19 protein-coding genes, 1 tRNA gene, 1 pseudogene and 1 riboswitch are annotated in these 21691 nt (G+C 61.8%); of the genes and pseudogenes, 8 read left to right on the top strand and 13 right to left on the bottom strand.

Translation table 11 applies throughout. The features are described from left to right. Positions 1–573: 4-hydroxy-3-methylbut-2-enyl diphosphate reductase (ispH, locus tag P8X48_07030; GenBank protein ID MEJ2107067.1), on the top strand; the 573-nt coding region annotated here is incomplete at its 5' end. Between the two features lie 16 nt (positions 574–589). Here the strand turns inward: ispH and P8X48_07035 are convergent. The 7 genes and pseudogenes from P8X48_07035 to P8X48_07065 form a co-directional block, all read right to left on the bottom strand. Beyond that, positions 590–946 (bottom strand): type IV pilin protein, encoded by a 357-nt coding sequence (locus tag P8X48_07035; protein MEJ2107068.1) that lies wholly within the window; start codon positions 944–946, stop codon positions 590–592. Then, a pseudogene (locus tag P8X48_07040) lies at positions 920–1024 on the bottom strand (prepilin-type N-terminal cleavage/methylation domain-containing protein). The gene P8X48_07035 and the pseudogene P8X48_07040 overlap by 27 nt, the downstream one beginning before the upstream one ends. A 162-nt stretch (positions 1025–1186) precedes the next feature. After that, positions 1187–5011, bottom strand: a complete 3825-nt coding sequence (locus P8X48_07045; protein MEJ2107069.1) for a PilC/PilY family type IV pilus protein — start codon at positions 5009–5011, stop codon at positions 1187–1189. 23 nt (positions 5012–5034) lie between these two features. Next, a complete protein-coding gene (locus P8X48_07050) occupies positions 5035–5481 on the bottom strand; it encodes a pilus assembly PilX N-terminal domain-containing protein (protein MEJ2107070.1) in 447 nt (148 codons plus the stop codon). Positions 5482–5493: 12 nt separating this feature from the next. After that, positions 5494–6690, bottom strand: a complete 1197-nt coding sequence (locus P8X48_07055; protein ID MEJ2107071.1) for a PilW family protein — start codon at positions 6688–6690, stop codon at positions 5494–5496. Continuing rightward, positions 6687–7220: a type IV pilus modification protein PilV gene (pilV, locus tag P8X48_07060; protein MEJ2107072.1), complete on the bottom strand. Its 534-nt coding sequence runs from the start codon at positions 7218–7220 to the stop codon at positions 6687–6689. Before pilV ends, P8X48_07055 begins: the two co-directional genes overlap by 4 nt. Positions 7221–7222: 2 nt before the next feature. Continuing rightward, a complete protein-coding gene (locus P8X48_07065; protein ID MEJ2107073.1) occupies positions 7223–7900 on the bottom strand; it encodes a GspH/FimT family pseudopilin in 678 nt (225 codons plus the stop codon). 216 nt (positions 7901–8116) lie between these two features. Between P8X48_07065 and thiO the strand changes: the two genes are divergently transcribed. The 5 genes from thiO (at position 8117) to P8X48_07090 (ending at position 11452) form a co-directional block, all read left to right on the top strand. Next, the gene (thiO, locus tag P8X48_07070; protein MEJ2107074.1) at positions 8117–9217 is read left to right on the top strand and encodes a glycine oxidase ThiO; all 1101 of its coding nucleotides are present in this window, start codon (positions 8117–8119) and stop codon (positions 9215–9217) included. Positions 9218–9268: 51 nt separating this feature from the next. Next, positions 9269–9721 (top strand): transcriptional repressor, encoded by a 453-nt coding sequence (locus tag P8X48_07075; protein ID MEJ2107075.1) that lies wholly within the window; start codon positions 9269–9271, stop codon positions 9719–9721. Between the two features lie 130 nt (positions 9722–9851). Next, a tRNA-Thr gene (locus P8X48_07080) sits at positions 9852–9927 on the top strand. Between the two features lie 51 nt (positions 9928–9978). Next, positions 9979–10527 (top strand): 1,6-anhydro-N-acetylmuramyl-L-alanine amidase AmpD, encoded by a 549-nt coding sequence (ampD, locus tag P8X48_07085; protein ID MEJ2107076.1) that lies wholly within the window; start codon positions 9979–9981, stop codon positions 10525–10527. Positions 10528–10561: 34 nt separating this feature from the next. Next, positions 10562–11452 carry a cobalamin-binding protein gene (locus P8X48_07090; protein ID MEJ2107077.1) on the top strand — a complete coding sequence of 297 codons (891 nt, stop codon included), beginning with the start codon at positions 10562–10564 and terminating at the stop codon, positions 11450–11452. Between the two features lie 12 nt (positions 11453–11464). On the opposite strand, the gene P8X48_07095 is transcribed toward P8X48_07090, so the two are convergent. From P8X48_07095 to P8X48_07120, 6 genes are all read right to left on the bottom strand, one after another. After that, the gene (locus P8X48_07095; protein MEJ2107078.1) at positions 11465–12016 is read right to left on the bottom strand and encodes a cob(I)yrinic acid a,c-diamide adenosyltransferase; all 552 of its coding nucleotides are present in this window, start codon (positions 12014–12016) and stop codon (positions 11465–11467) included. A gap of 10 nt (positions 12017–12026) precedes the next feature. Then, the gene (locus tag P8X48_07100; GenBank protein ID MEJ2107079.1) at positions 12027–12656 is read right to left on the bottom strand and encodes a TonB family protein; all 630 of its coding nucleotides are present in this window, start codon (positions 12654–12656) and stop codon (positions 12027–12029) included. Continuing rightward, entirely contained in the window at positions 12653–14467 is a 1815-nt protein-coding gene (locus P8X48_07105) for a TonB-dependent receptor (protein MEJ2107080.1), read from the bottom strand. The genes P8X48_07100 and P8X48_07105 overlap by 4 nt, the downstream gene beginning before the upstream one ends. Before the next feature lie 107 nt (positions 14468–14574). After that, positions 14575–14799, bottom strand: a riboswitch (cobalamin riboswitch). Positions 14800–14864: 65 nt separating this feature from the next. Continuing rightward, positions 14865–17267, bottom strand: a complete 2403-nt coding sequence (locus P8X48_07110) for an EAL domain-containing protein (GenBank protein MEJ2107081.1) — start codon at positions 17265–17267, stop codon at positions 14865–14867. Positions 17268–17437: 170 nt separating this feature from the next. Next, positions 17438–19180, bottom strand: a complete 1743-nt coding sequence (locus P8X48_07115) for an iron chelate uptake ABC transporter family permease subunit (GenBank protein ID MEJ2107082.1) — start codon at positions 19178–19180, stop codon at positions 17438–17440. Beyond that, on the bottom strand, positions 19177–19842 hold the full coding sequence (locus tag P8X48_07120) for an HAD-IB family hydrolase (protein MEJ2107083.1): 666 nt from the start codon (positions 19840–19842) through the stop codon (positions 19177–19179). Before P8X48_07120 ends, P8X48_07115 begins: the two co-directional genes overlap by 4 nt. A gap of 153 nt (positions 19843–19995) precedes the next feature. Between P8X48_07120 and P8X48_07125 the strand changes: the two genes are divergently transcribed. Next, positions 19996–20478 (top strand): RNA pyrophosphohydrolase, encoded by a 483-nt coding sequence (locus P8X48_07125; protein ID MEJ2107084.1) that lies wholly within the window; start codon positions 19996–19998, stop codon positions 20476–20478. 61 nt (positions 20479–20539) lie between these two features. Further along, the coding region (locus P8X48_07130; GenBank protein MEJ2107085.1) for an efflux RND transporter periplasmic adaptor subunit at positions 20540–21691 on the top strand (1152 nt) is incomplete at its 3' end.

A 21691-nucleotide genomic window follows, 5' to 3' on the forward strand; every position in this document is an offset into this window, starting at 1 on the left:
CCGGAAGTGGAGGGTACCATCGGCCAGGCAGGAGATGGGGTGTATCTGGTGGAAACGGCCGAGGATGTTGCGTCCCTGGCGGTGCGTGATCCGTCGCGGCTGGCCTATGTGACCCAGACCACGCTGTCGGTGGACGACACCGCGCGGGTGGTGGCGGCCCTGATGCAGCGCTTCCCGGATATCACTGCGCCGCGCAAGGACGACATCTGCTACGCCACCCAGAACCGCCAGGATGCGGTCAAGGATCTGGCGCGCCGCTCGGCGGTAGTGCTGGTGGTGGGCTCGCCCAACAGATACAATTCAAATCTCCTGCGCGAAGTGGCCGAAGGGCAGGGGATTCCCGCCTACATGATCGACGGCCCCGATGACATCGAGCGCGACTGGCTACGGGACTGTGCCATTGTCGGAATCACCGCCGGCGCATCGGCGCCGGAAGTATTGGTGCATCAGGTGGTGGAACGTTTGCGGTCCTGGGGCGCGACCGGCCCGAGTGAACTCAGCGGCCGCAGCGAACGGATGGTGTTCGCCCTGCCCAGGGAGTTGCGGCCGAAGCCGGAGACCCGCACCGGCTAGCCGGCGGCGGGAATTCCTACCAGCAGTCGGCGCGTCCGCTATTGGTGGTCTTCTTCCCGGTGTTGGTCAGGCTGTAGGCCTTGCACTTGTCGTCTTTCTGCAGACCGGCTGCCGTCGGGGTCGCGGTCACCGTGTAGTCGGTCATGCTTGCGCTGGTGTTCAGGCTCAGACTGTAGTTGTTCTCGTCCGTGTTGAAGGGGGCAGCGTAGCCCAGGGCCTGCAGGCTTGCCGCGTAACGAAGATTGCGGGTGTAGAACTTTTCCTGCAGGGCGGCGACGTCCAGCAGCGCGCGCTTGGCCTCGGACCTGCGTGACTTGGCAGTGTAGTCGCGATAGGCCGGGTAGGCGATCGCGGCGAGGATGCCCAGGATCACTACGACTACCATCAGCTCGATGAGGGTAAAGCCCCGTTGGGAACCGCCGGCAGGCTGCGAGTTTCGCCACGCTTTCATCACATTCACGCTCCGTTTGGGTTGAACCGACTCCGGGATTGGGTCCGGACTCTTCGTTTAGTATAGACGCTGCAAGTGTAGCAGTCCGGGCGACGCAGTCACAAAAGGGCGCCCCACCGCGTCGTGCGGAGGGGCGCCCCGGTCCCGGATTGTCGCTGGCTACTACTTCTGGTACCAGTAAACCGGTTTCTTGTCGCTCCAGCCGGGCAGGTCCACGCCGGCGGCGCCGCCGCTCGTACCGACCAGGCCGGTGATCCCCCCGGGCCGGATGATGGTGACCAGTTCCGAGGGAATACCGCCACCAACGTTCTGTACCCGCACCCCGTTTACGCCCGTAGCGTTCACCAGGTTCAGGGTATAGAGCTTGCCCAGACCCTCGTTGGCCGCGCAGGTGACGGTCGAGGTTACCTCGTTGGCCGGGGTGTAGGTGGTGACGTAGATCACGTTGTCAAAGATCACCGCCTTTGCCAGACCCTTCTCGCCGACCCAGACCGTGGTGGATGGTGCCACCGGTACCACCTTGATCGCGGTCGCTTCCTTGAGCTCGATAAACCAGCCCTTGGACGTTTTCAGTGCGTTGGTCTTGGTCGTGACCTGGGCCGCGGTACCGGTATCCAGTATGTTCGCCGTCACATCTTCCAGATCGGGCCCGGTGATCGCTACCGTGCCCGACGGTGCACCGCCCGTACCGATGTTGTAGTCGCGCAAGGCATAGATGTAGTTATGCACGGCTTCCTTGTTGGAATTGATGGTCTGCCAGTCCACCGGATCGGCGCGGTTGCCCGTGGCGAAGGCCACCACGTCGTAGTTCGGCGTGTTGGAGTAGGTGCTGTCCGAGACCTGACTGATGTCCGGCGGATAGAACAGCTTGCGCCAGTCTTCGGGCGTGTTGAAGGTGGTGTTGCTGCAGTCACGCACATTGCTGGCGTTGCGCTGGCACACCAAATCGGCGAAGACATAGCCGGTGGACGCGCCGTTGGAGCCGACATCGAGCTGATTGTCGAGATCGATGCGCCAGACTTGGCCGCCCATGTCACCCACATACATGCGGTCAGCGGCGAAGTCCCCGTTGGTATCGGTCAGGGCCACCTCGGACGGGATCGAATAGATCATGTCGCTGAGCTGCAGATCCGCCGAGGCATCGCTGCCGGCGCGCCAGATCAGCGATCCGTCCGTGGGATCGACGATGTAGATCCCGTTGCCCATGCCGGCCGGGCTGGCCGCATTGTCGGTGCCGAAGGGACTGGACGAGGAGGTGGCAAAATTGCCCGAGTCCTGGCCCTTGTTGTAACCGCCACCGAAGATCAGCACGGTCTTGGCCACCGAGTCGCCGGCCGTGCAGCTGCCGCCGTTGCACTTCATGCGGATGTTGACCAGCTGCGGCACGGACCAGGTCTGACCCAGCTGTGTGAAGCCGGTCGTGGTCCCGCCCTGAATCACCCATTTCAGTTCGGGCTTGATGATCGTGCTGGTGCTCGTGATCGGCGTGCTGTAGCTCGAGCTCGGCAGCATATCGAAGGCATAGATGTTGCGACCGCCACGGCGCATGCCGATGAACATCCAGATATCTTCACCCTTGCTCGGATCGATGATGCCATTGCCGTCCGTGTCCTGGACCCACAGTACCGGCGTGCTGTCGGCGCCGTAGGGATGGGTGCCGTCGCCGTCCAGGGCCAAAGAGTATTGCTTGCCCAGCAGTTCCTGCGGGATAAAGGCCCATTGTTCCTCGCCGGTGCTGTCGTCGATCATATGGATCTGACCGTCATTGGTGGCGACAAGCAGCTTGATGATCGGCTTTCCGGTCGTCGAGTCCTTGCCCAGGGTGAGGGCCACCGGCCGGCTGTGCAGCGGATCGCCCATGGGCCAGCGCTTGTTCGTGGTGGAACCGAAGTCGTACCCGGTCATCCAGTCCAGGGTGCTTTCGACCGCCGTATTCTGTTCCGTGGTGGTCGGCAGGGCGGCGATGGTGCCGGTGCTATCCAGCAGGCTGTAGTCCGCCGTGGCCGCCGTGTACATCGCGCCGGACGTGGAATTGTCGATCTTGGTTCCGGAACTGGGCAGACCGGTGGTGTAGTCGCCCATGAAGGTATAGATGTTGCGTGCACCGGACTGGTTCTCGATCGCCTCACCCGCGCCGCCGGCAGTTACGGTGCCGCCGTCCGCCGAGCTGCTCCAGTAACTCTGGGAAGTCTTTTTGATTCGCAGGTTCGCGGTATCGATGGCCGGCTGCGGCGGGGTCTGGGAATCGATGATCTCGCCGTAGGTACAGCCATAGTTGGCAACATCACTCGTATTGCACAGGTGCAGCTTCTTGATGTTTCCGTCCCAGGCCACGGTGCCGGAGGGCTTGAACAGGGCGAAATAAATATCGTCACTGTTGTACAGCTTGTTGAACGCGTTCACCGACAGACTGGGCGCCGCGAACGAGGACGAGGTCGTCTGGATATCGATGATGGCGGACTGCAGCGACGATGCCAGCTTGTTCGCGTCGGAGGCATTGAAGTACTGGCCATGTCCTGCTTCGGCGGTTCGTTTCAGCAGATCCCGGCCGCTGGTCGAAAGCCCGGTTCCGAAGCCCACGGTATAGGTCAGTACCCGCTGCGTCCCGTCCAGAGTGGCATTCGGGATGATGTCGTTGTTGTACATCCAGCCGGCAAGATCGTCGAGGCGATCCGAGGTGCCCGCCGTGGTCGCGGTTGAGCTGCCTGTCGAGTTCGGAGTCGGGTAGGCGATGATTCCCGGCAGGTTGTCAATGTTGGAGTTTGCGGCGCCATCGTTGGTCGGGTCACCGTCGGTAATGACGATGACGTATGCCTGCTGGCACTGGTATTTGAACGGCGAAATATAGGTCCCGCCAGTGCTGGTGTACCAGGAATCCACATTCGTGCGATCGATGCTGCCGTAGTTATAATCCGCGCAATAGGCGCTGTTACTGGCGTCCTCGGCGCACACGTCCGGATAGGGTCGTGGATATTTGACATCACTCCCGGAATTGCCGGTGTCCCAGTTGCTGCCGCCGTAGGTAACGCTGCCTCCACTGAAATACTGCTTGGCTTCCCACAGGGTCTCGGCCAGCGGAGTGTAGTTTGGACGACTGCCACTGCCGTAGCTGGCGCCGGGGTTCACATAACCACGCACCTCCGCCAGGGTATTCTTGAGCGAGGTCCGCCAGGGGTCGGTCAGTTTGCTGATGCGGGCAACGACACGTCCGCCATTTGGATTGCTGTTGTTGTTGTTGTAGACCATGAGCCCGAGACGGACGTTGATATTGGAATTGACGATCTGGGTGACTGCATCCTTGGCCGTCTCCATACGGGTCTGGGTAATGGTCGTCTTGGGTCCCCAGTAGTAGTTGAGATAGTTGCCGCTGTAGAGCGTGATGCCACCGTATGCAGTCCAGCTGATTTCCAGGCTGGAACTGCTGGTGTAATTGTTATTCTTGGTTGAATCCGCGTATAGGGTATCCGAGCCGCCATAGGTCTGGCTGTCGGCCGCGCATTCGACGAGATCATCAAGGCCGGCGGCCACGTTGCCCCAGTTCTTGGTGGGGGCGGGGTGGTACTCGGCAATGTAGTCACTCGAATAGATACCGGTTGCGCCGGCACTGGTTCCCAGATTGTTTGCCGCGTGCGAACAGTTGTTGTTGCTCGCGCTGAACCATTGCAGGTTGGACGTGCTGTCTGCATCGCTCGGGATCGATCCGTCATCGGTCCAGTAGATCTTGCTGGTGTCGAATATGTAGCCGTTGGTCTTGGTCGAATCGCCCGCATAGGTGTTGGTCGCATCGTAGGGCTGATTGATGGTTACGGTGTTCGATTCCATACTCCCCGAGTTGTCGAGGATGATCAGGATATTCGGCGCATCGTCGCGGGCCACGGTAGGTGGAGCCAGATAGATGTCCGTATCGTCGGCACGGACCTGGACCAGTCCCGATCCGAACAGCAGGAGTGTGAGCAGTGTGCTTAGCGCAATTCTTGTCTTGTTCATGGCCATAACTCCTTGGGTTCCCTTCAGGGGCTCACGCCACCCGCGTAAAGTTGTTTGAATCCTGCGACCACCGTGGCCGAGGCCCCGGAGGTGGTGGTTGCCACGGCCGTCTTGTCAAACACGATGAAGGCAACCGAGTCGTTGATGCGGGCACTGAAGCCGGAGCCGCGTCCGGCCTGAAAGGGTTCGCCGTTGCGTTGCGCCGTGACCGTGACCTTGGCAGTGGTCGATGGGTTGAAGGACGCGGTGGTGGCGTTGAAATAGTCGTAGGTCAGGCTGGCGGCACTGATCAGGCCCGACTCCGCCGCCTGGAACGCGGAGGTGGAATCCTGCACGTTGCCCGACATGCGCACTTCCAGCACCGAGGTCTTCATGGCGCTGACGCCGAGGATGGTCAGGACCACCAGGACCATGAGCACCATGACCAGGGCGACGCCTTGCTGGGTTCGATTCGCGTGTATCGATCTCATATCCCTGGTCCCCTAGGGCGTGTTGCTCTGGGTCACGGAGTGATTCCGGACCATGATGGTTGTGCGGAAAACATGGCGCTGATATCGGCGCGCCGAATCGGTAGTCGGCAAGGCGCCGGCATCGAAGTCCGTGCTGCCGTCGCCGTCCACATCGTATTTGTTGCTGTCCAGATCGACCGCGGAGGCCGAGGCCGAGGATTTGTCGCCGCGGATGGTGTTGTCCGCCAGGGTGCGGGCCAGGATCCCTAGGCGGACGGTGTAAATGTGCTTCCACGCATCGGTGGAGCTCAAGGCGGCGTTATCGGCCTTCACGTATTGGTCCACCTCGCCGTCGCTGTTGGTGTCGATGCCGTAGAGAACCTGTAATTGCTCGATCCCTTCCACCAGTTCGTCTTCGCGCCAGCAACCTGAAGTGACACTTGGTGTGCATTGGGGACCGCCGTCCGCATAGGTGCCGTAGTTCTTGGCATCCATCCGATAAAGAGACGGCTGACCGCTGGCATTGTTGGCAACGAAGTAGTAGTACGATATGAATTTCACGATACTGGCGTTGCCATCAAACACTGTCCCAAGACTTCCGTCCTTGTTGCCCGGACCCTGTGCGACGCTCCCGCCATTGTGCACCAGCGAGCCATTACCAATGGGATCATTCGTGACCTCGAAAATAACGCCCTTCTTGCAGTCCGTGACCATGACGATGTCGAATTGGTGGACCAGGGTGGATGCCGGGTCGACATGCAATTCGGACGTGGTGTTGTTCATGTATGGCGTTTCGACGCCCAAAGGATTGCCGCCATCGGCATAGCTCAGCCCAAGGACATCCGACGTACTCAGGGCATTTGGCGGCAGGGGTTCGCCATTCGGTGAAAGCGCGGAAGCTCCCGCTTCCGCGCCCACCAGGGGCGAGGTGATGTCGGCGTTTCCGGCGGTACCGGAGCCGTTGAGCTTGTTGGTGATGGACCCAACCGTAGGGGTACTGCAGCCGGCATAGCCTGCCTGGCGAATACCACGCGACATGATCTGCACCGAGATGCGGGCATTGTCCTGCATGCGTGCCTGTGCCACCTGGGCGGTGTTGGTCGTCTTGGTGGAAACCAGCACACTGGAAACGGCGGCGAGGACGATGAGTGAAATCACCATGGCCACCAGCAGCTCCACGATGCTGAAGCCCGAGGCGCGGCCCGGCAGTTTTTGGGCAATGTGTCTCATAGATCCACCGACCAGGTCTGGGTGACCGTCTGACCAACATGCTGGTTGCGCTCCTTCTTGCTGCTGGAGCTTTGGTCCTTCTGGGTGATCTGTTCACGCCATTTCAGGGTGATCACGTACTGGGTTCCGCCGGCGCTGCTGATGCTCGCCTGAACCTGGGGAAGGCCGGTGGTGCCATCGCCGAGGGCCTGGCTCCAGTACCACAAGTCCGACGCCGCGACCTGCGCCCCGGTGGTGCATTGGGCGGTAATGCAGTCCGGGCTGGGTTTGGAGGTCGGCGGGGTGGCCGTGTAGTCCGCCGCCGAGGCGGCATTGGCGCGCATGCGCTCGATAATCTCCGAGGCAAGGAAGGTGGCCTGGGTACGCAAGTAGGCGTCGGTATTGTGCCGCAGGCCCTGCAGTTGCATCAGGGCGAGGCCGAGCAGGCCGATGGACAGGATCACCAGCGCCACCATGACCTCGATCAGGTTCGTTCCACCCTGGCGCCGCGGCAGTCCTGCAGGAAACGGTATCTGTCGGTAAGATCCCATGGCTAACATCCTTTCTGGAATTCGGGGTGTCCGGTCGGAGAGATTTCCAGGGTTCGCCCGTAGCTCTTCGCGCGCGTGTCGCACAGATGAAGATAATTCGCGAATGTCGACAGGGTGTCGGGGTTGAGCAGACCTTCCGGGAGAAATGTAAGACCGATGGTGGATTGGGTCGTCGTGTCCCGTTCGTAGGCAGTAATGGCGATGCCGGAGCTGCTCTTGGTCGATCCGGCGATGGAGGTCCCCACCTTGTCCCCCAAACGGACCACCTTGTCGCCCCCATCGACGACCTGGTTCTTGTTGCTGTCCCAGAAGATGATCCAGCCCGTGGACCAGTCGCTGGTGCCGCTGCAGTTCGCCTGATCCGTGGACGGGCAGATCGTGACGGCGGAGTTGCGCTTGATGGCCTCGCTGCGGGCGTAGGTGATGTCCGCCACCAGGGAGTTGGTCGCGCTGACCATGGAGTTGTTCATGAACAGGTTCTTGATGGCCGGGACAGCCCAGCCGCCCAGGATTCCCAGGATCAGTACCGCGATCGCCAGTTCGACCAGGGTGAAACCGCACTGTTTCCTGCAAAAAGTAACAAACGGTATATTCTGACCGACAGACGGTACGATACCCGGCCCGTGGGTACCGACGAACGGTATTTTATGGCCGACAAAAGGACTGTCAATTTCGTTCAATTTTTCGCTTTGTGAACGGGATTTCACATTTCGCTCCCTGGGCCGCTTGTAGAACCGCGGCAAATAATGCGGGGAAATGCCGCTTCGGCTTTCCCCATCGATTTAAGTCTAAGCGGGATGGGGGTTTTCGCAAGCTGGGGGGTACTGTGACTCAATCCAGGTCTGGACCCTCGGCTATACTCGACGCGCAACCTGGCAATCGGACAACAAAGTAAGATGTCAAAAACAGAAATTGCGGTAATTGGGGGCGGCTATCTTGGTATGTTGTCGGCCCGGGAATTGGCCTCCGCCGGCTGTCAGGTAACGATTTTTGAGCAGGGGACCCTGGGCCGGGAATCTTCCTGGGCCGGGGGCGGCATACTTTCTCCCCTCCATCCCTGGAACTATGCGGATGCCGTCAACGATCTCGCTCGATGGAGCCAGGGGCACTACGCAGATCTGGTGAAATCCCTGCTCGAGTCCACCGGGGTGGACCCGGAATGGGTACGCTCGGGCCTGTTGATCCTTGAGGATCGGGAACAGGAAACCGCCGAGAATTGGGCGTCAAAATACGCTTACGCGCTCCGATCTGTTGATAAAAACGAGATTCTGGAGATCCAGCCGGGTATCCAGCCCGGTACCGAGCGCGGCATCTGGATGCCGGACATCGCCCAGGTTCGAAATCCACGTCTTCTTGCCTCTATCAAGCGCGATCTTGTCCTTAAAAAGGTTGAACTGCGCGAAAATTGTCAAATTGACGGTTTTGATTTCTCAGGAGGACGGTTGCAGGCCCTGAGGGCCGGGGGTGAGACGATAGTGAGTGATCGCTGTGTGGTAACGGCCGGCGCCTGGACCGGCGATCTGCTCGCCTCCACGGGCTTGAGAGTCGATGTCAGGCCGATGATGGGGCAAATGCTGCTACTGCAAGCCCACCCTCAGCAACTCACGCGGATCTTGTTGAAAGAAAACCGCTATCTGATCCCCCGCCGGGATGGCCGCATCCTGGTCGGAAGCACCCTGGAGGATACTGGCTACCAGAAGCGAATCACGGGTTCCGTTGCCCAGGAACTGCGATCCTTCGCGACCTCCCTCGTGCCCGCCCTCGAGCAGGTGCCGGTGGAAATGCAGTGGGCCGGCCTGCGCCCGGCCAGCCCGGAAGGTATACCTTATATGGGCCAGCACCCGGACATTGAGGGCCTGTACCTGTGCGCCGGCCACTACCGCAATGGTTTCGTCACCGGACCGGCGTCGGCCCGGTTGATCTCGGACCTGATGTTGGGAAGGGAACCGGTTCTGGATCCAGGTCCCTACGATCCGGCCACCCGGGCCCAGGCCTAGAAATTCGCCAAAATTGGCTTTCCGGCCGGTCAGGTTTTATAATCATTCTAAATGCTACCGCAGAAAGACATCTCGGATCAGGAACTTGCCGCCAGGTTTCAGGCCCATGACATTGGGTGGACCCGGCAGCGCCTGGCGATCGCGCGCCTGCTGTTTCGCCTAGGTCGCCATGTCTCAGCCGACGATGTGTACGGTATGGTGAACGACGAGCAGACCCCTGGTGGTGGCCAGCATGTTTCCAAGGCGACGGTGTATAACACCCTGGGACTGTTTGCGCGGCGCGGCCTGGTGCGCGAGGTCATCGCCGATCCGACCCGTGTGTTCTACGATCCGAATACCCGGCCTCATCACCACTTCTATGATGTCGACAGCGGCGAACTGACGGATATCGACGAAGACCAGGTGAATCTGGCAAATCTCCCACCCATGCCCGAAGGCGCGCAGTTGCAGGGCGTGGATGTGATCATCCGCGTAAGCCGTCGCGACCCGTCCGGAACCGCTTGAGTCCCGATCCGCACCCCGTATACTCGCGCGTCCCGGAATGCACCACGGAGCAATCCTTGTGTTCGACCGGTGATCCGATTATAAAGGCTGTCCTGATGGATCGGCCCAAGCCGCAGGAAACATGCGCAGCGCCGGAGTAGCTCAGTTGGTAGAGCAACGCATTCGTAATGCGTGGGTCGGGGGTTCGACTCCTCTCTCCGGCACCATTTCCTCCACGTTCCGGAACCACCTGCCGGAATGGAAACAAACGACTCGCTATGCGTTATGACTCCGACACCGGTTTGATCGAAGGTGTTCCGTTTGTGCCTTCGCCGAACTTCGACGAACGCCCGCAGGGTATGGTTCCCGAGGTGCTCGTGGTGCACGCCATCAGTTTGCCCCCGGGGCAGTTCGGCATCGGGGACGTGGAACGATTTTTCTGCAATCGGCTCGACTGTGCGACCCATACCTTCTACCAGGAAATCGATGGCCTGCGCGTGTCAGCCCATCTGTTCATCCGCCGCGATGGTTCCGTGGTGCAGTTTGTTCCGCTGACCAAGCGCGCCTGGCATGCGGGCGAATCCGAGTGCGAGGGGCGCACCGACGTAAACAGTTTTTCCATAGGCATCGAACTCGAAGGCAGCGACGAACTGCCCTTCGAGGATGTGCAGTACGAAATGCTGTCGCAACTGGCACAGTTGCTCTACCGGGAGTTTCCGGACATCAACGGGGACCGTGTGTACGGGCACAGCGACATCGCCCCCGGGCGCAAGACCGACCCCGGTCCTCATTTCGACTGGCAGCGTTTTCGAACGGCCACCGCCTGAGTCCGGAACCGGATCCCAGGTGGCAGGCGCGAAGATGAACCGGTCGGGCAAGGTCGCCGCCGCCGCACTGGCGCTAGTGCTTGTGTGTCCTTTCCCCGCGGCGGCGAAGGTTCAGGCGCGGGACGACAACCAGGCCCTCGTGACCTTGCCGCGCCCTGCGCATCGCATCATCAGCCTTGCCCCCCACGCGACCGAGATGTTGTTCGCCATCGGCGCCGGCGCCAGGGTGGTGGGGGTTTCACAGTACAGCGACTGGCCCCCGCAGGCCCGGTCGCTGCCACGGGTGAGCGGGGCGGCCGGCCTGGATGTGGAACGAATTCTCGCCGCGAAGCCCGATCTCGTCATCGCCTGGCGCAGCGGTACCCCGGCGCTGGCGCTGCAGAAACTGCGGGACCTGGGCCTGCCAGTCTTCGTCAGCGAGCCGCGGCGTCTGGCGGACATTCCGGATACTCTGGAAAGGCTTGGCATCCTGAGCGGACATACCGGCGAGGCGCGCAAGATTGCCCGGCGGATGCGCCAGTCCGTTTCGGCCCTGCGGCAGAAGTACGGTGCCCGTCGCCGCCTGCGTGTCTTCTACGAAATCTGGCAACAACCCTTGATGACCATCGGCGGGACCCACTACCTCAACGACGTCCTTCATCTATGCGGTGGTGAAAATGTCTTTGCCGCGAACCGCGAATTGAATTTCACCGTGGGGGTGGAGGCGGTCCTGGCGGCCCGCCCCGACGTGATCCTTGCCGGTCGATCGAAAAAATCAGGCTGGCAGGATTTCTGGAAGCGGTGGACCGGTATTCCGGCGGTGGCGAATCGGCAGCTCTATGGTATCCCCGCGGACCTGGTGCATCGTCCCGGCCCACGTTTGCTGCAAGGCGCCCGGCAGATCTGCCGGGATCTGGATCATGCCCGGCAGACGGGCGCGCCGTAGGAGAAAGATTGCCTATCGCGTCTTTGCCGGGCGCCACTGTACATCGTCCCGCCCGTCCGCAAGATTGAGTGTTCGCGCGAGTACGAACAACAGGTCAGACAGGCGATTGATATACATCAGCAGGGCTTCGCCAAGCTCGCGTTCGCGGCCCAAGCCGACCAGGCTGCGCTCGGCGCGTCGGCACACGGCGCGCGCGAGATGGCACAGCGCCGCGGCCCGGCTTCCGCCCGGCAGGATGAATTCCTTGAGGGGGGCAAGCGAGGCATTGAGACCGTCGAGTTCCTGTTCCAGCCGCGTTACTTGTGATTCCTCGATCACATGGCTGCCCGGCACGGCCAGCTCCGCGCCGAGATCGAAGAGTTCATGCTGGATTGCGCTCAGAATGGAAACGGCGGGCTCCGGAAGGGTTTCCGTCAAAAGAATGCCGATGATGCTGTTGAGCTCATCGATGTCGCCCATGGCGTGAACCGTCGCATCATCCTTGTCGACCCGCGTACCGTCACCCAGACCGGTGGTGCCGCGGTCACCGGTTCGGGTGTAGATTCTGGATAGGCGGTGCCCCAATGGCGATCTCCTAGCTTTCCGCCAGTCTATACACAACCGGTAGCTGAACGTCAAAGTGGTCCCGGGCCGATGCGCCGTCGAAGCCGCCCACGGAGTGGATGCTACGCGTGCTGCGCAGGGCGGCATCGTCCAGTACGGCATAGCCGGAGGAGTGCACCAGATGCACGTCGGACACGGTTCCATCGCGGCTGAGGCGCACACCGATCTTCACCGTGCCCTGCCAACCATAGCGGATGGCGAGTTCCGGGTAATAGAAGTACCGGGACAGGGCGTGGCGCAAGCGTTCACCGGCCGCCGATCCCTGTGCCCGGGCCGGGACGCGGGCGGCCATTTTTCTCGATGCCCTCTGGCCCGCCTGTTTGCCTGCCGTTGTATCGCGTCGCGCACGGGATGCGCGCACGAGCGCATGGGTGTCGTGCACGGGGCTGAAGGTCCCGCTTCGGGCCTGCGGTCCGCGGCCACCGTTCGCGGCCCGTGTCGTCTGGTGCACACGGTCGGGATTCGCCGGGAGCAGGGATACGCGCAGGCTGGTGCCCATACGGGGTACGGGCATGGCAGGGCCCCGCCAGGCGATGGCGACGATCCCGTGCAGCAGCACGGACATCGTCAAAAACGCGGGCAGGGCGTGGCGATGGATCATGTCGATTTGCCCGGCGGTGCGTAGCGAAGTCCGACAAAAATGGATCGCGGTGTGGTGTTGTAGCCCGATACGACTTCGTATTTCTCATCGGTCAGGTTTTCCAGGCGCCCTTCCAGGGTCCAGCCGCCGGGCAGGGGCTTGCGTGCCGCCAGATTCAGTACGACATAGCCGGGCACCGTGATCCGGTTAAAGGTGATGTTGGAGATGTCCTCGTGATTGCCGGCGGCCAGCAGTTCAACCCCGAATCGGGTATTGCCCGGGAATCGACCCTCCGCGCGCACGGACAGTTTGGCTTGCGGGCGGCGTAGCAGCTGCTCGCCCGTCGCGGCGTCGCGCGCCCGTTGCACGGTGAGTGCCTCGGTCGATGACCAGTTTCCCAGTGGATGGGTCAACGTAAACTCCGCACCCTGGATGGAGGCGCGCCCGATGTTGACTGCCTGGGAATTCGTGCCTTGATAGGCGATCAGGTTTGCCACGTCCGTGTTGTAGAGACTCGTATTCAGCCGCACGCGATTCCAGTGAAACTTCATCCCGGCCTCGGCCGTGGTCGATGTCTCCGGTTGCAACGCCGGGTTGCCGGCGAAGAATCCGCCGTAGCCGGGGTGGTACAGCTGGTTCTGGTCCGGTGCCTTGAACGCCGTTCCGTACGATACATACCAGCGTTGATGCCGGCCCAGATCGTGCCCCCAGGCGATCTGCCCGCTGTTGTGCTGACCAAAAGCGGAGTGCAAATCCGCGCGCCCGCCGAGCTCCAGGTCGCCCTTGCCGATGCGGTATCGCCACAGCGCAAATGCCGCCTTGTTGGAAATCGTGTCGTCGAAGGGCGCAGCATCGTTGCGCGCGCGTTCCTGGTAGTACGACAGGCCCGCGGTAATACTGCTTCCGCGGCCCGTATCGATATCGTTCTGCCACTCGATGCCGGTTCGGTCGGTGTCGATATGGGAAATGGAGCCATCGTCCGTTCGCAGGCGATCAATGACGTTGCCCAGACTGACGGTCTGGCTCCAGCGCGCGGTCGTGGCATTGCTCAGGCGCAGGTTGGTCACGAAGTTGTCGCTGTGCTCGGTGCCCTGATCGAATTCCAGATCGTCCAGCGCCGACCAGTTGCTGAGTGCCACCCTTGTGCGCGCGGACAGGGGCGCGTCCATGTTTGCGGTGAGCGTCCGCCGGGTGTAGCCGTCCTTGTCGGGATAGTAAAACGCACCCGAGTTGGCGTTGGTGGCCGAGAATCCGGTCGCCCGTTGGTAGTCGGCGGCCACGTGCACGCGGGTCCGGTCGCCGAACCCGGGTGCGGCCGAAGCGCCGACCGTTCCGAAACTGCCGGCCTTGGCACGCAGGCTTGTCCGGTTTGCGCGCCGGGTGAAGATCTGGATGACACCGCCAACGGCCTCGGACCCGTACAGAACCGCTCGCGGACCACGCACGATTTCAATGTGGTCGATATCGGCGAGGGAGATCCGCTCGAAAGGAAAGCTGCCGGTAGTCGCCGCGGATGCCCGCACACCGTCGATCAGGACCAGGGTGTGATTGGAATTGGTGCCCCGCAGAAACAGGCTGGTCACCTGGCCCGGTCCCCCGTTGCGAACGATGTCGACCCCGGCCCGGGATTGCAGCAGATCGACGAGATCCTGCGCCTGGCTGTTGTCGATATCCTTCCGGGTAATGACCGTAACCGAGGCGAGGGTTTCGTTCGCGGTCTGCGCGTGCCGCGCGGCGGTAACGACCACCGGTTGGGTGTCGCTCTGATTGTCAGCAAAGGCAGTGGAGAGAAAAGGTGCGGTCAGCACCAGAAACAAAACGGGTCGGATCATGAGGCTCCCTCGGCAGCACTCCCCGTGCGGCCAGTATTCCTGTCAATGGGAGCAGTGCGCGATCGGAGGGAGGAGGCGGGCATACCCGTCGCCGGCCGCCCGCCGCGACACTGCGTGATGCCGCAGGCCGGTCTCCGGGCTCACGAGTATCGCGAATCAACGCCTTCCCATGCCTGTGGGGCACAGTGGCAATCTGTTGACCGCCGGACTCGTTTACCGTTGCGGGGGCAGCGCCGGGATTGCAGCTGGTCGCGTGGCGACACGATGCGCACCGGCTTCCCGTTTCATTCCGTGAAGCTTGTCCACGGAACACCTGAAGCGCGCTCACTGTAGAGTGGCGCGTCGCGGGCTGTCAAGCGACGCGCGAACATCCTGATTTGCTTGGGGTTCGAAGGAATCAGCTGAGAAAATCGGGGGCACCGAAATACAGGCCCTGGCCGTAGTGGATCCCGATCTTCTTCAGGGCGGCGAGGGTTTCCGCGTTTTCGATGCTTTCGGCGATGGTCTGCATGCCAAATCCCACGGCCAGTTCATGAATGTGGGTGACGATCTGGAAGGCCGATTCGCTGTGCAGCATCTCCTGCACGAAGGCGCCCTCGATCTTCAGAAAGTCCGGTTGGAACTGGTCGAGGAAGCGGTAGGTGGAATACCCACTGCCGAAATCATCCAGTGCCAGCTTGCAGCCGACCTCCCGCAGTTCGCGCAGGTCCTTCTGCAGCTCCTTGGTGATGGGAAGGCTTTCACGTTCCGTAATCTCGATCGTGATCTCGCGACCGCTCGCGCATGCCGGGCTCAGCAGATCGCGAAGCCGGCGTATGAAGCTCGGGTCGTTGAACGAGGACAGGTCTACGTTCACGAACAGACGCTGGGACCTTGAGGAATTTAGCAAGGCGTTCTCGATCACGTACAGATCGATCTCACGGGTCAGGCCCAGCTCCTCGGCGACGGTGATGAAATCCTTGGCCGGAATCACATCACCGTCCAGATTCATGCGGGCGAGAACCTCGTAGGCCATTTGCTCGCCGTCCACGAGGCTTTTGATCGGCTGAAACGCGGGAACGATGTTTCCGCTTTCCAGTGCATTACGCAGCTGGAAGCCCTGCCCGAAAATGGACATGGTCGCCTTGCTGGTATCCGGCGACAGGATCTGGACGCGGTTGCGACCGGCGCGTTTGCCCTGGTACAGCGCAACGTCAGCCGAACTGATCAGCTCATGCCCGTTCTCGCCGTGGGTGGGTGCCTCGGCCACGCCGATGCTGGTCTGGATCTGGATATGGCCCACGGGCAACTGGATCTGCGCATGGTTGATGTTGTCGTGGAGCTTGTGCGCAATGCGTGTTGCGTCACGGATGTTGGTGTTCTTGAGCACCATGGCGAATTCATCGCCGGCAAGACGGGCGATGTAGTCATTGCGTCGTACGAGATTGCGCAGGAGCTTGGATACGGAGCGCAACACCTCGTCGCCGAAGGGATGACCATAGGTATCGTTAATGAACTTGAAACCGTCGATGTCGATCAGGAGCAGGCACAACGGTCGTCCCTGCTTGAGGTGATCGGAGAGCATGATGTCGAACTGCGCGTCGAAGTGGCGGCGGTTGTACAGGCCGGTCAGGGGATCGGTGACCGAAAGGTGATAGAGCTCTTCCTGGTATTTGCTCAGCATGCGATTGAGTTCGACGCTTTCGTTGATGTCGCCGAAGGTTCCGATTACCCCGGTGAATTCCCCGTTCGAATCGGTTTGGGCGTCGGCGTCCAGCATAACCCAGACGGAATCGCCCTCGGCGTTCTTGAGCAGGATCTCGAGGTTACGCGCCTCCAGGGTCGGGAGGTTTTCGCTCGACAAGGCTTCACTGGACGCCTCGGCATCCACGAACGAAGACATGTGCCGGCCCAGGGAGTCATCGATGGTGAAGCCGGTAATGGTTTGCCAGGCCGGGTTGATGAAGGTGATATGCCCTTCGCGATCGAGCTCGAACAACACTTCGTGCATGTTGTTGATCAGCGTCCGGAGCCGCTGCTCGCTGTGTTCCAGCAGTTCCCGCGTCTTTTCCAGGCTCTGGATGTAGTGTTGCATCGCCGACGAGCCGTCAGCGAAGGCCTGATTCAGTTCCTGGATTTCGCTGGATCCCGACTGGATAAGCTCTACCTGCGGCAGGAAATTACCGCGCGCGTATTCCCGCGCGATGCGCGTCAGCGGTCCCAGCGGACGGGTGAAACGCTTGAGCAGCGAATAGGTCAGCAGGAAGGTAATGGCAAGCACGGCTGCCGAAAGCCCGAGCCCGTTCAGTACCACATCATGCACCCGATTGTTGAGGGGCCGGTATGACAGGGATAGTGACAGGCTGCCAACGACGTGCCCCGATGTTGTGATATCGGTGGAGAAAGACTGCGGTGTCTCGGAGGCCCCAATAAGCAGATGGGTGAGGGCATCGGGTGGATCCGGGTGACCACTGAAGTTGAACAGTTTGAATCCGGTATTGTCGCTGACGCTGATGGAGGCAATGGCGGGATCGCCCGCGATCTTGCCCATGTAGTCGTTCAGCGCCTCGGTATCCTTTTCCGCGAGCATGCGCTGCACGGCGGGACGCATGAGATTGATGAGGTACTGGCCGAGGCGCTGGTGGACTTCGATCTGTGACCTCGCAGTCTGGGCGGCCAGCGCCAGGGTAATCAACAGGCCGGCTGCGAGCAGCACGACAAAGAAGGCCATGGTCAGCCGAACCCGCAGCGTGTTCGGCAGCCGCCACCGGGCAATATTGGTGGACTTCAGCGTCGGGCCCATTCGGTGGGTCGTGGACATTTTATCCGCTCGGGAACTCATATCCGGCAGGTCCGGTCGGGAAAGCGGTGTGTTCGTTCACGGGGAGTCTCTTCGCGCAGCGCGGCCGACCATACACCCTTTGCCCGCGCGGCAAAACCGGGTGAGTGATGCGCTCGCCAGAATCGGAAACTGCCATTTCAGTTGAGACTCTATTCCGGAACATAGAATCGATATCCTCCTTGGCGAATTTCCGTGATGCGGCAGCCGTAGGTTTGTTCCAGTGCGTCGATCCGGAGTACGTCGCTTGCCGCCCCGTGGATGTGAGTTCCATCGCTAGGAAGCAGGATTGCGTGAGTGCAATAGCGCGCAGCGAGGCCTGGGTCGTGCAATACGAGCACGCTCAGTCCGGCTTTCCCTGCCCCGGATACCAATATATCAAGTATGGCCGACTGATGGCGCAGGTCCAAATGGTTGGTGGGCTCATCCAGCAGGCGGATCTCCGGGTTTTGGGCCAGGAGCGCGGCGATTTCGAGGCGTCGACGCTCTCCGCCGGACAGGCTGGAGACCTGCCGGGATTCAAACCCCGCCAGATCCACTGTTTTCAGGGCGTTATGGGCCCATTCCAGGTCCTGCGCCGACTCGCCCGAGAACCAGCCCGGCGAACCGTGGGGATAGCGACCGCTCAGGGCGATATCCAGCACGCTCGAGGGAAACGCCGCTTCGTCATCCTGAAACAGGACACCAATCTGGCGCGCCCGCGCCCGCGCCGACAGGTCCGCCAGGGGCTGCCCGTCCACCCGGATTGCGCCGGCCGCCGGCGGGCGCAGGCCGGCCAGGGTGTGGAGCAGGGTGGTTTTGCCGCTGCCGTTGGGCCCCAGGATCGCCCAGGTCTGGCCGGCATCCAGATCCAGGTCCAGATCCCGAACCAGGGTGCGATCGCCGGCGCGCAGGGTCAGCTTGCGAATCTGCAGTCCCTTCATCGCATCGTGGTCCGTGTCAGCAACAGCAGAAACAGGGGGACACCCAACATCGCCGTCACCACGCCCACCGGCAACTGGGCGGGCGCCATGATGGTGCGCGCAAGGGTATCGGCCAGCAGCAGCAAGCTGCCGCCGAGAAGCACGCTGTTTGGAATCAGCCGCCGATGATCCGTGGTTCCCGCAAGCCGCAGCAAGTGGGGAACGATGAGTCCGACAAAGCCGATGCTGCCCGCGAGCGTGACGGCAACCGCAGTCAGCATCGAGGCGAGGACAAAGATCCAGCAGACGCAGGGGATCTTCCCCGAGGGTAGCGGTGACGCGTTCCCCGCGCACAAGCAGGTTGAGTGGTCGCGCGAGCATCATGGATGCCGCAAGCCCGATGAGCATGGTGCCAAGCGCCACCAGCGGAAAGCGCGACTGACCAAGGTCACCCATCAACCAGAACAGCATGCCGCGGATGTCCGTGGCCGGGCCTATGGACAGGATCAGGCTGATCAGGGCGCCCCAGCCGGCGGCAAGGACAACGCCCGTTAGCAGAAGGCGAAGCGGGGCGAGTGTGCCTCCGCGACCGCTGAGGGTGAATACGAGCACCATGGACAGAAGGGCACCGAGAAAGGCATTGCCTGCAACCAGCGCGGCACCGGCACCGGCGACCATCGACAGCAGGGCGGCCACCGCGGCGCCACCGGAAACGCCGAGCACATAGGGATCCGCCAGCGGATTGCGCAGCAGCACCTGTAGCAATGCGCCGGAAAGCGAAAGCATGGCGCCAACGCAAAAGGCCAGGGTTGCGCGCGGCAGGCGCAGTTCCACGACGATGCGGCTGTCGGTATCGACGCCGCCGTGGCCGAGGGCGTGCCAGACCTGGCTCCAGTGCAGGGGCACGCTGCCACTGGCAATGGCGAACCAGAAACTGACGATAGCCAGCAAACCCAGACCCAGGGTCAGCAGGTTTTGTCGCGAATCGATCAATGCAGAAACAGCACCGGCCAGTCGTGATCGGCCGCGACCCGTGCCAGTTCCTCGTCGGGATTCACGGCCACGGGTCTGTCGACCAGGTTCAACAGGGGCAGGTCGTTGTGCGAGTCACTGTAGAAGGTGCTGCCCTGCAGGGTTTCGCCGGATTGTTCCAGCCAGGCCTGCAGGCGTTCCACCTTGCCCTCGCGAAAGCAGGGGATGCCACTGACACCGCCGGTGAATTCGCCGTCGCGCATTTCGGGATCCGTGGCCAGCAGTGACTCCACGCCCAGTTCCCTTGCAATCGGCTCGGTGACGAAGCGATTGGTCGCGGTGATGATCAGCAGGGTATCGCCGGCCTCGCGGTGCTTCTGGACCAGCTCGCGCGCGGCATCGGTGATCACATCGGTGATCATTGCCAGCGCTCGCGTTTGCATGAACTCCTCGCGCCATTGCTCGAGCTGTACCCGCGGATGGGTGGCCAGGGGGTGCAGCGAGAACTTCAGGAAATCATAGATGTCCAGGGTGCCCGCCTTGTACTCGGAGTAGTAGCGCTCGTTCTCGGCACGATAGGTGGCGCCGTCGACGATCTTGCGATCGACAAGGAAATGACCCCACTCGTAATCGCTGTCGCCGTCGAGCAGGGTGTTGTCGAGATCGAATATGGCCAGGCTCACCGAAAAGACTCCTCGTTGTGCGGGCGCCAAGAATAGAGGGCTTGCCGCGGCGAAGAAAGCGCACTCCCGTTGCCGGCCCGATAGCGCCCGTTGCCAGTTCGACGGGATCGTGGAAAAATCATTAAAAAGCCGGTTATTTGTGTACATTATCTCATGCTGGATAAAGATGGCTATCGTCCGAACGTGGGGATCATCCTGTGCAATCATCAGGGGAAGGTGCTGTGGGCGCGCCGCAGTGCGCGTGACGGCTGGCAGTTTCCCCAGGGCGGTATGCGTTCCAGCGAAACCCCGGAGCAGGCCATGTTTCGGGAGCTGGACGAGGAAATCGGCCTGCAGCCGGACCACGTGCGCGTCATCGGCCGGACCCGCGACTGGCTGCACTACGACATCCCCGATCGCATGCGTTCCAGCGGCCCGCGCTCCGTCTTTCGTGGACAAAAACAGATCTGGTTCCTGTTGCAGCTGCTTGGTTCGGAAGACGAGGTCAGTCTGGACCGTTCCGAACGGCCCGAGTTCGATGCCTGGCGCTGGGTGGATTACTGGAGCACGCTGGACCAGATTGTATACTTCAAGCGAGACGTCTATCGTCAGGCCCTGGAGGAGCTGGAGCCACTGATCGCCACGGTGACTTCCTGAACAGACCCTGCGCTCCGATTCAACTACGCCGCCCCCAGTCCTGACTCCCGGAGAATTCCCGATGGCTAAACAGTTTGCCCGGCACGTTGCCCGACCCCCGGTCATTGCACTGGCTGGCGTGGCGGTGTTGGCGCTGTTGGCGGCGTCCTGTTCCGACAGTGGCAAGAGCGGCAAGCCGGGCAAGGCGCATCTGGTCGAAATCGCGCCGGCGAAGCGTGCGCCGCTGGAGTACACCACCGATCGTGCCGGCAGCCTGCGCGCGCTGCGCGAGGTGAAGCTGTTCAACCAGGAAGAGGGGCGCATCACCGCGGTCCTCGCGCATGAAGGCGATTCGGTAAAGAAGGGACAGGTGTTGGTTCGTCTCGACGGCCGCCTGTTGAAGGCCGAACTGGACAAGGCAAAGGCCGCGCGCAAGCAGGCGGAATACGACTACAAGCGCCTCGAGCCCCTGGAGTCGAAACAGCTGGTTTCGGAAAATGCCGTCGCGCTGGCGCGAACCAAGTTTGAGATGGCGCGCGCGGACGAGGATGTGCTGCGCACGCGCCTGGGCTATATGACAATCAGGGCCCCTTTCGACGGCAAGGTGGCGGCGCGCGAGGTCGAGGCCGGCGACATCGCACCCAAGCACACCCACCTGATGACCGTGGTGGACCCGTCGAAGCTCGTAAGCGACGTACCCGTATCGGAACTCCTTATACCCCACTTGCATGTCGGCGATCGCGCCGACGTGCGCATCGACGCCCTGGGGGACGAGCGGAACGCGGGCAAGATCCTGCGCATCTATCCCACCATCGATCCGGCAACGCGTCGCGGCCAGATCGAAGTGGTGTTGAATCCCGTGCCCAAAGGGGCGAAGGCGGGGCAGTTCTGTCGCGTCACCTTGTACAGCACCGACAGCAATCCGCTGGTGGTTCCCTTCTCGGCCCTTCGCCGCGACGAGCAGGGCGAATACGTGCTGGTCCCGGACAAGGAGAACCGGGTGCGCCGGGTTCCGGTGGTGAGCGGCCTGCGCTTTGCCGACCGCGTGGAGATCCGGTCCGGTCTGGATTCAGGCCAGTTCGTGGTCACGAAGGGATTCCTCGGGCTCGATGTGGGTGAGAAGGTCAAGGCCGTGAACGGGCCGGCGGCTGCCGAAGAGAAGAAGGACCGGATCTCCACGCGGTCGGCAAAGCGCAGGCCGCTCACCACCGGAACCCGGCGCACCCGGTTCTCC

This window comes from Acidiferrobacteraceae bacterium (genome assembly GCA_037388825.1).
GTDB lineage: Bacteria > Pseudomonadota > Gammaproteobacteria > Acidiferrobacterales > JAJDNE01 > JARRJV01.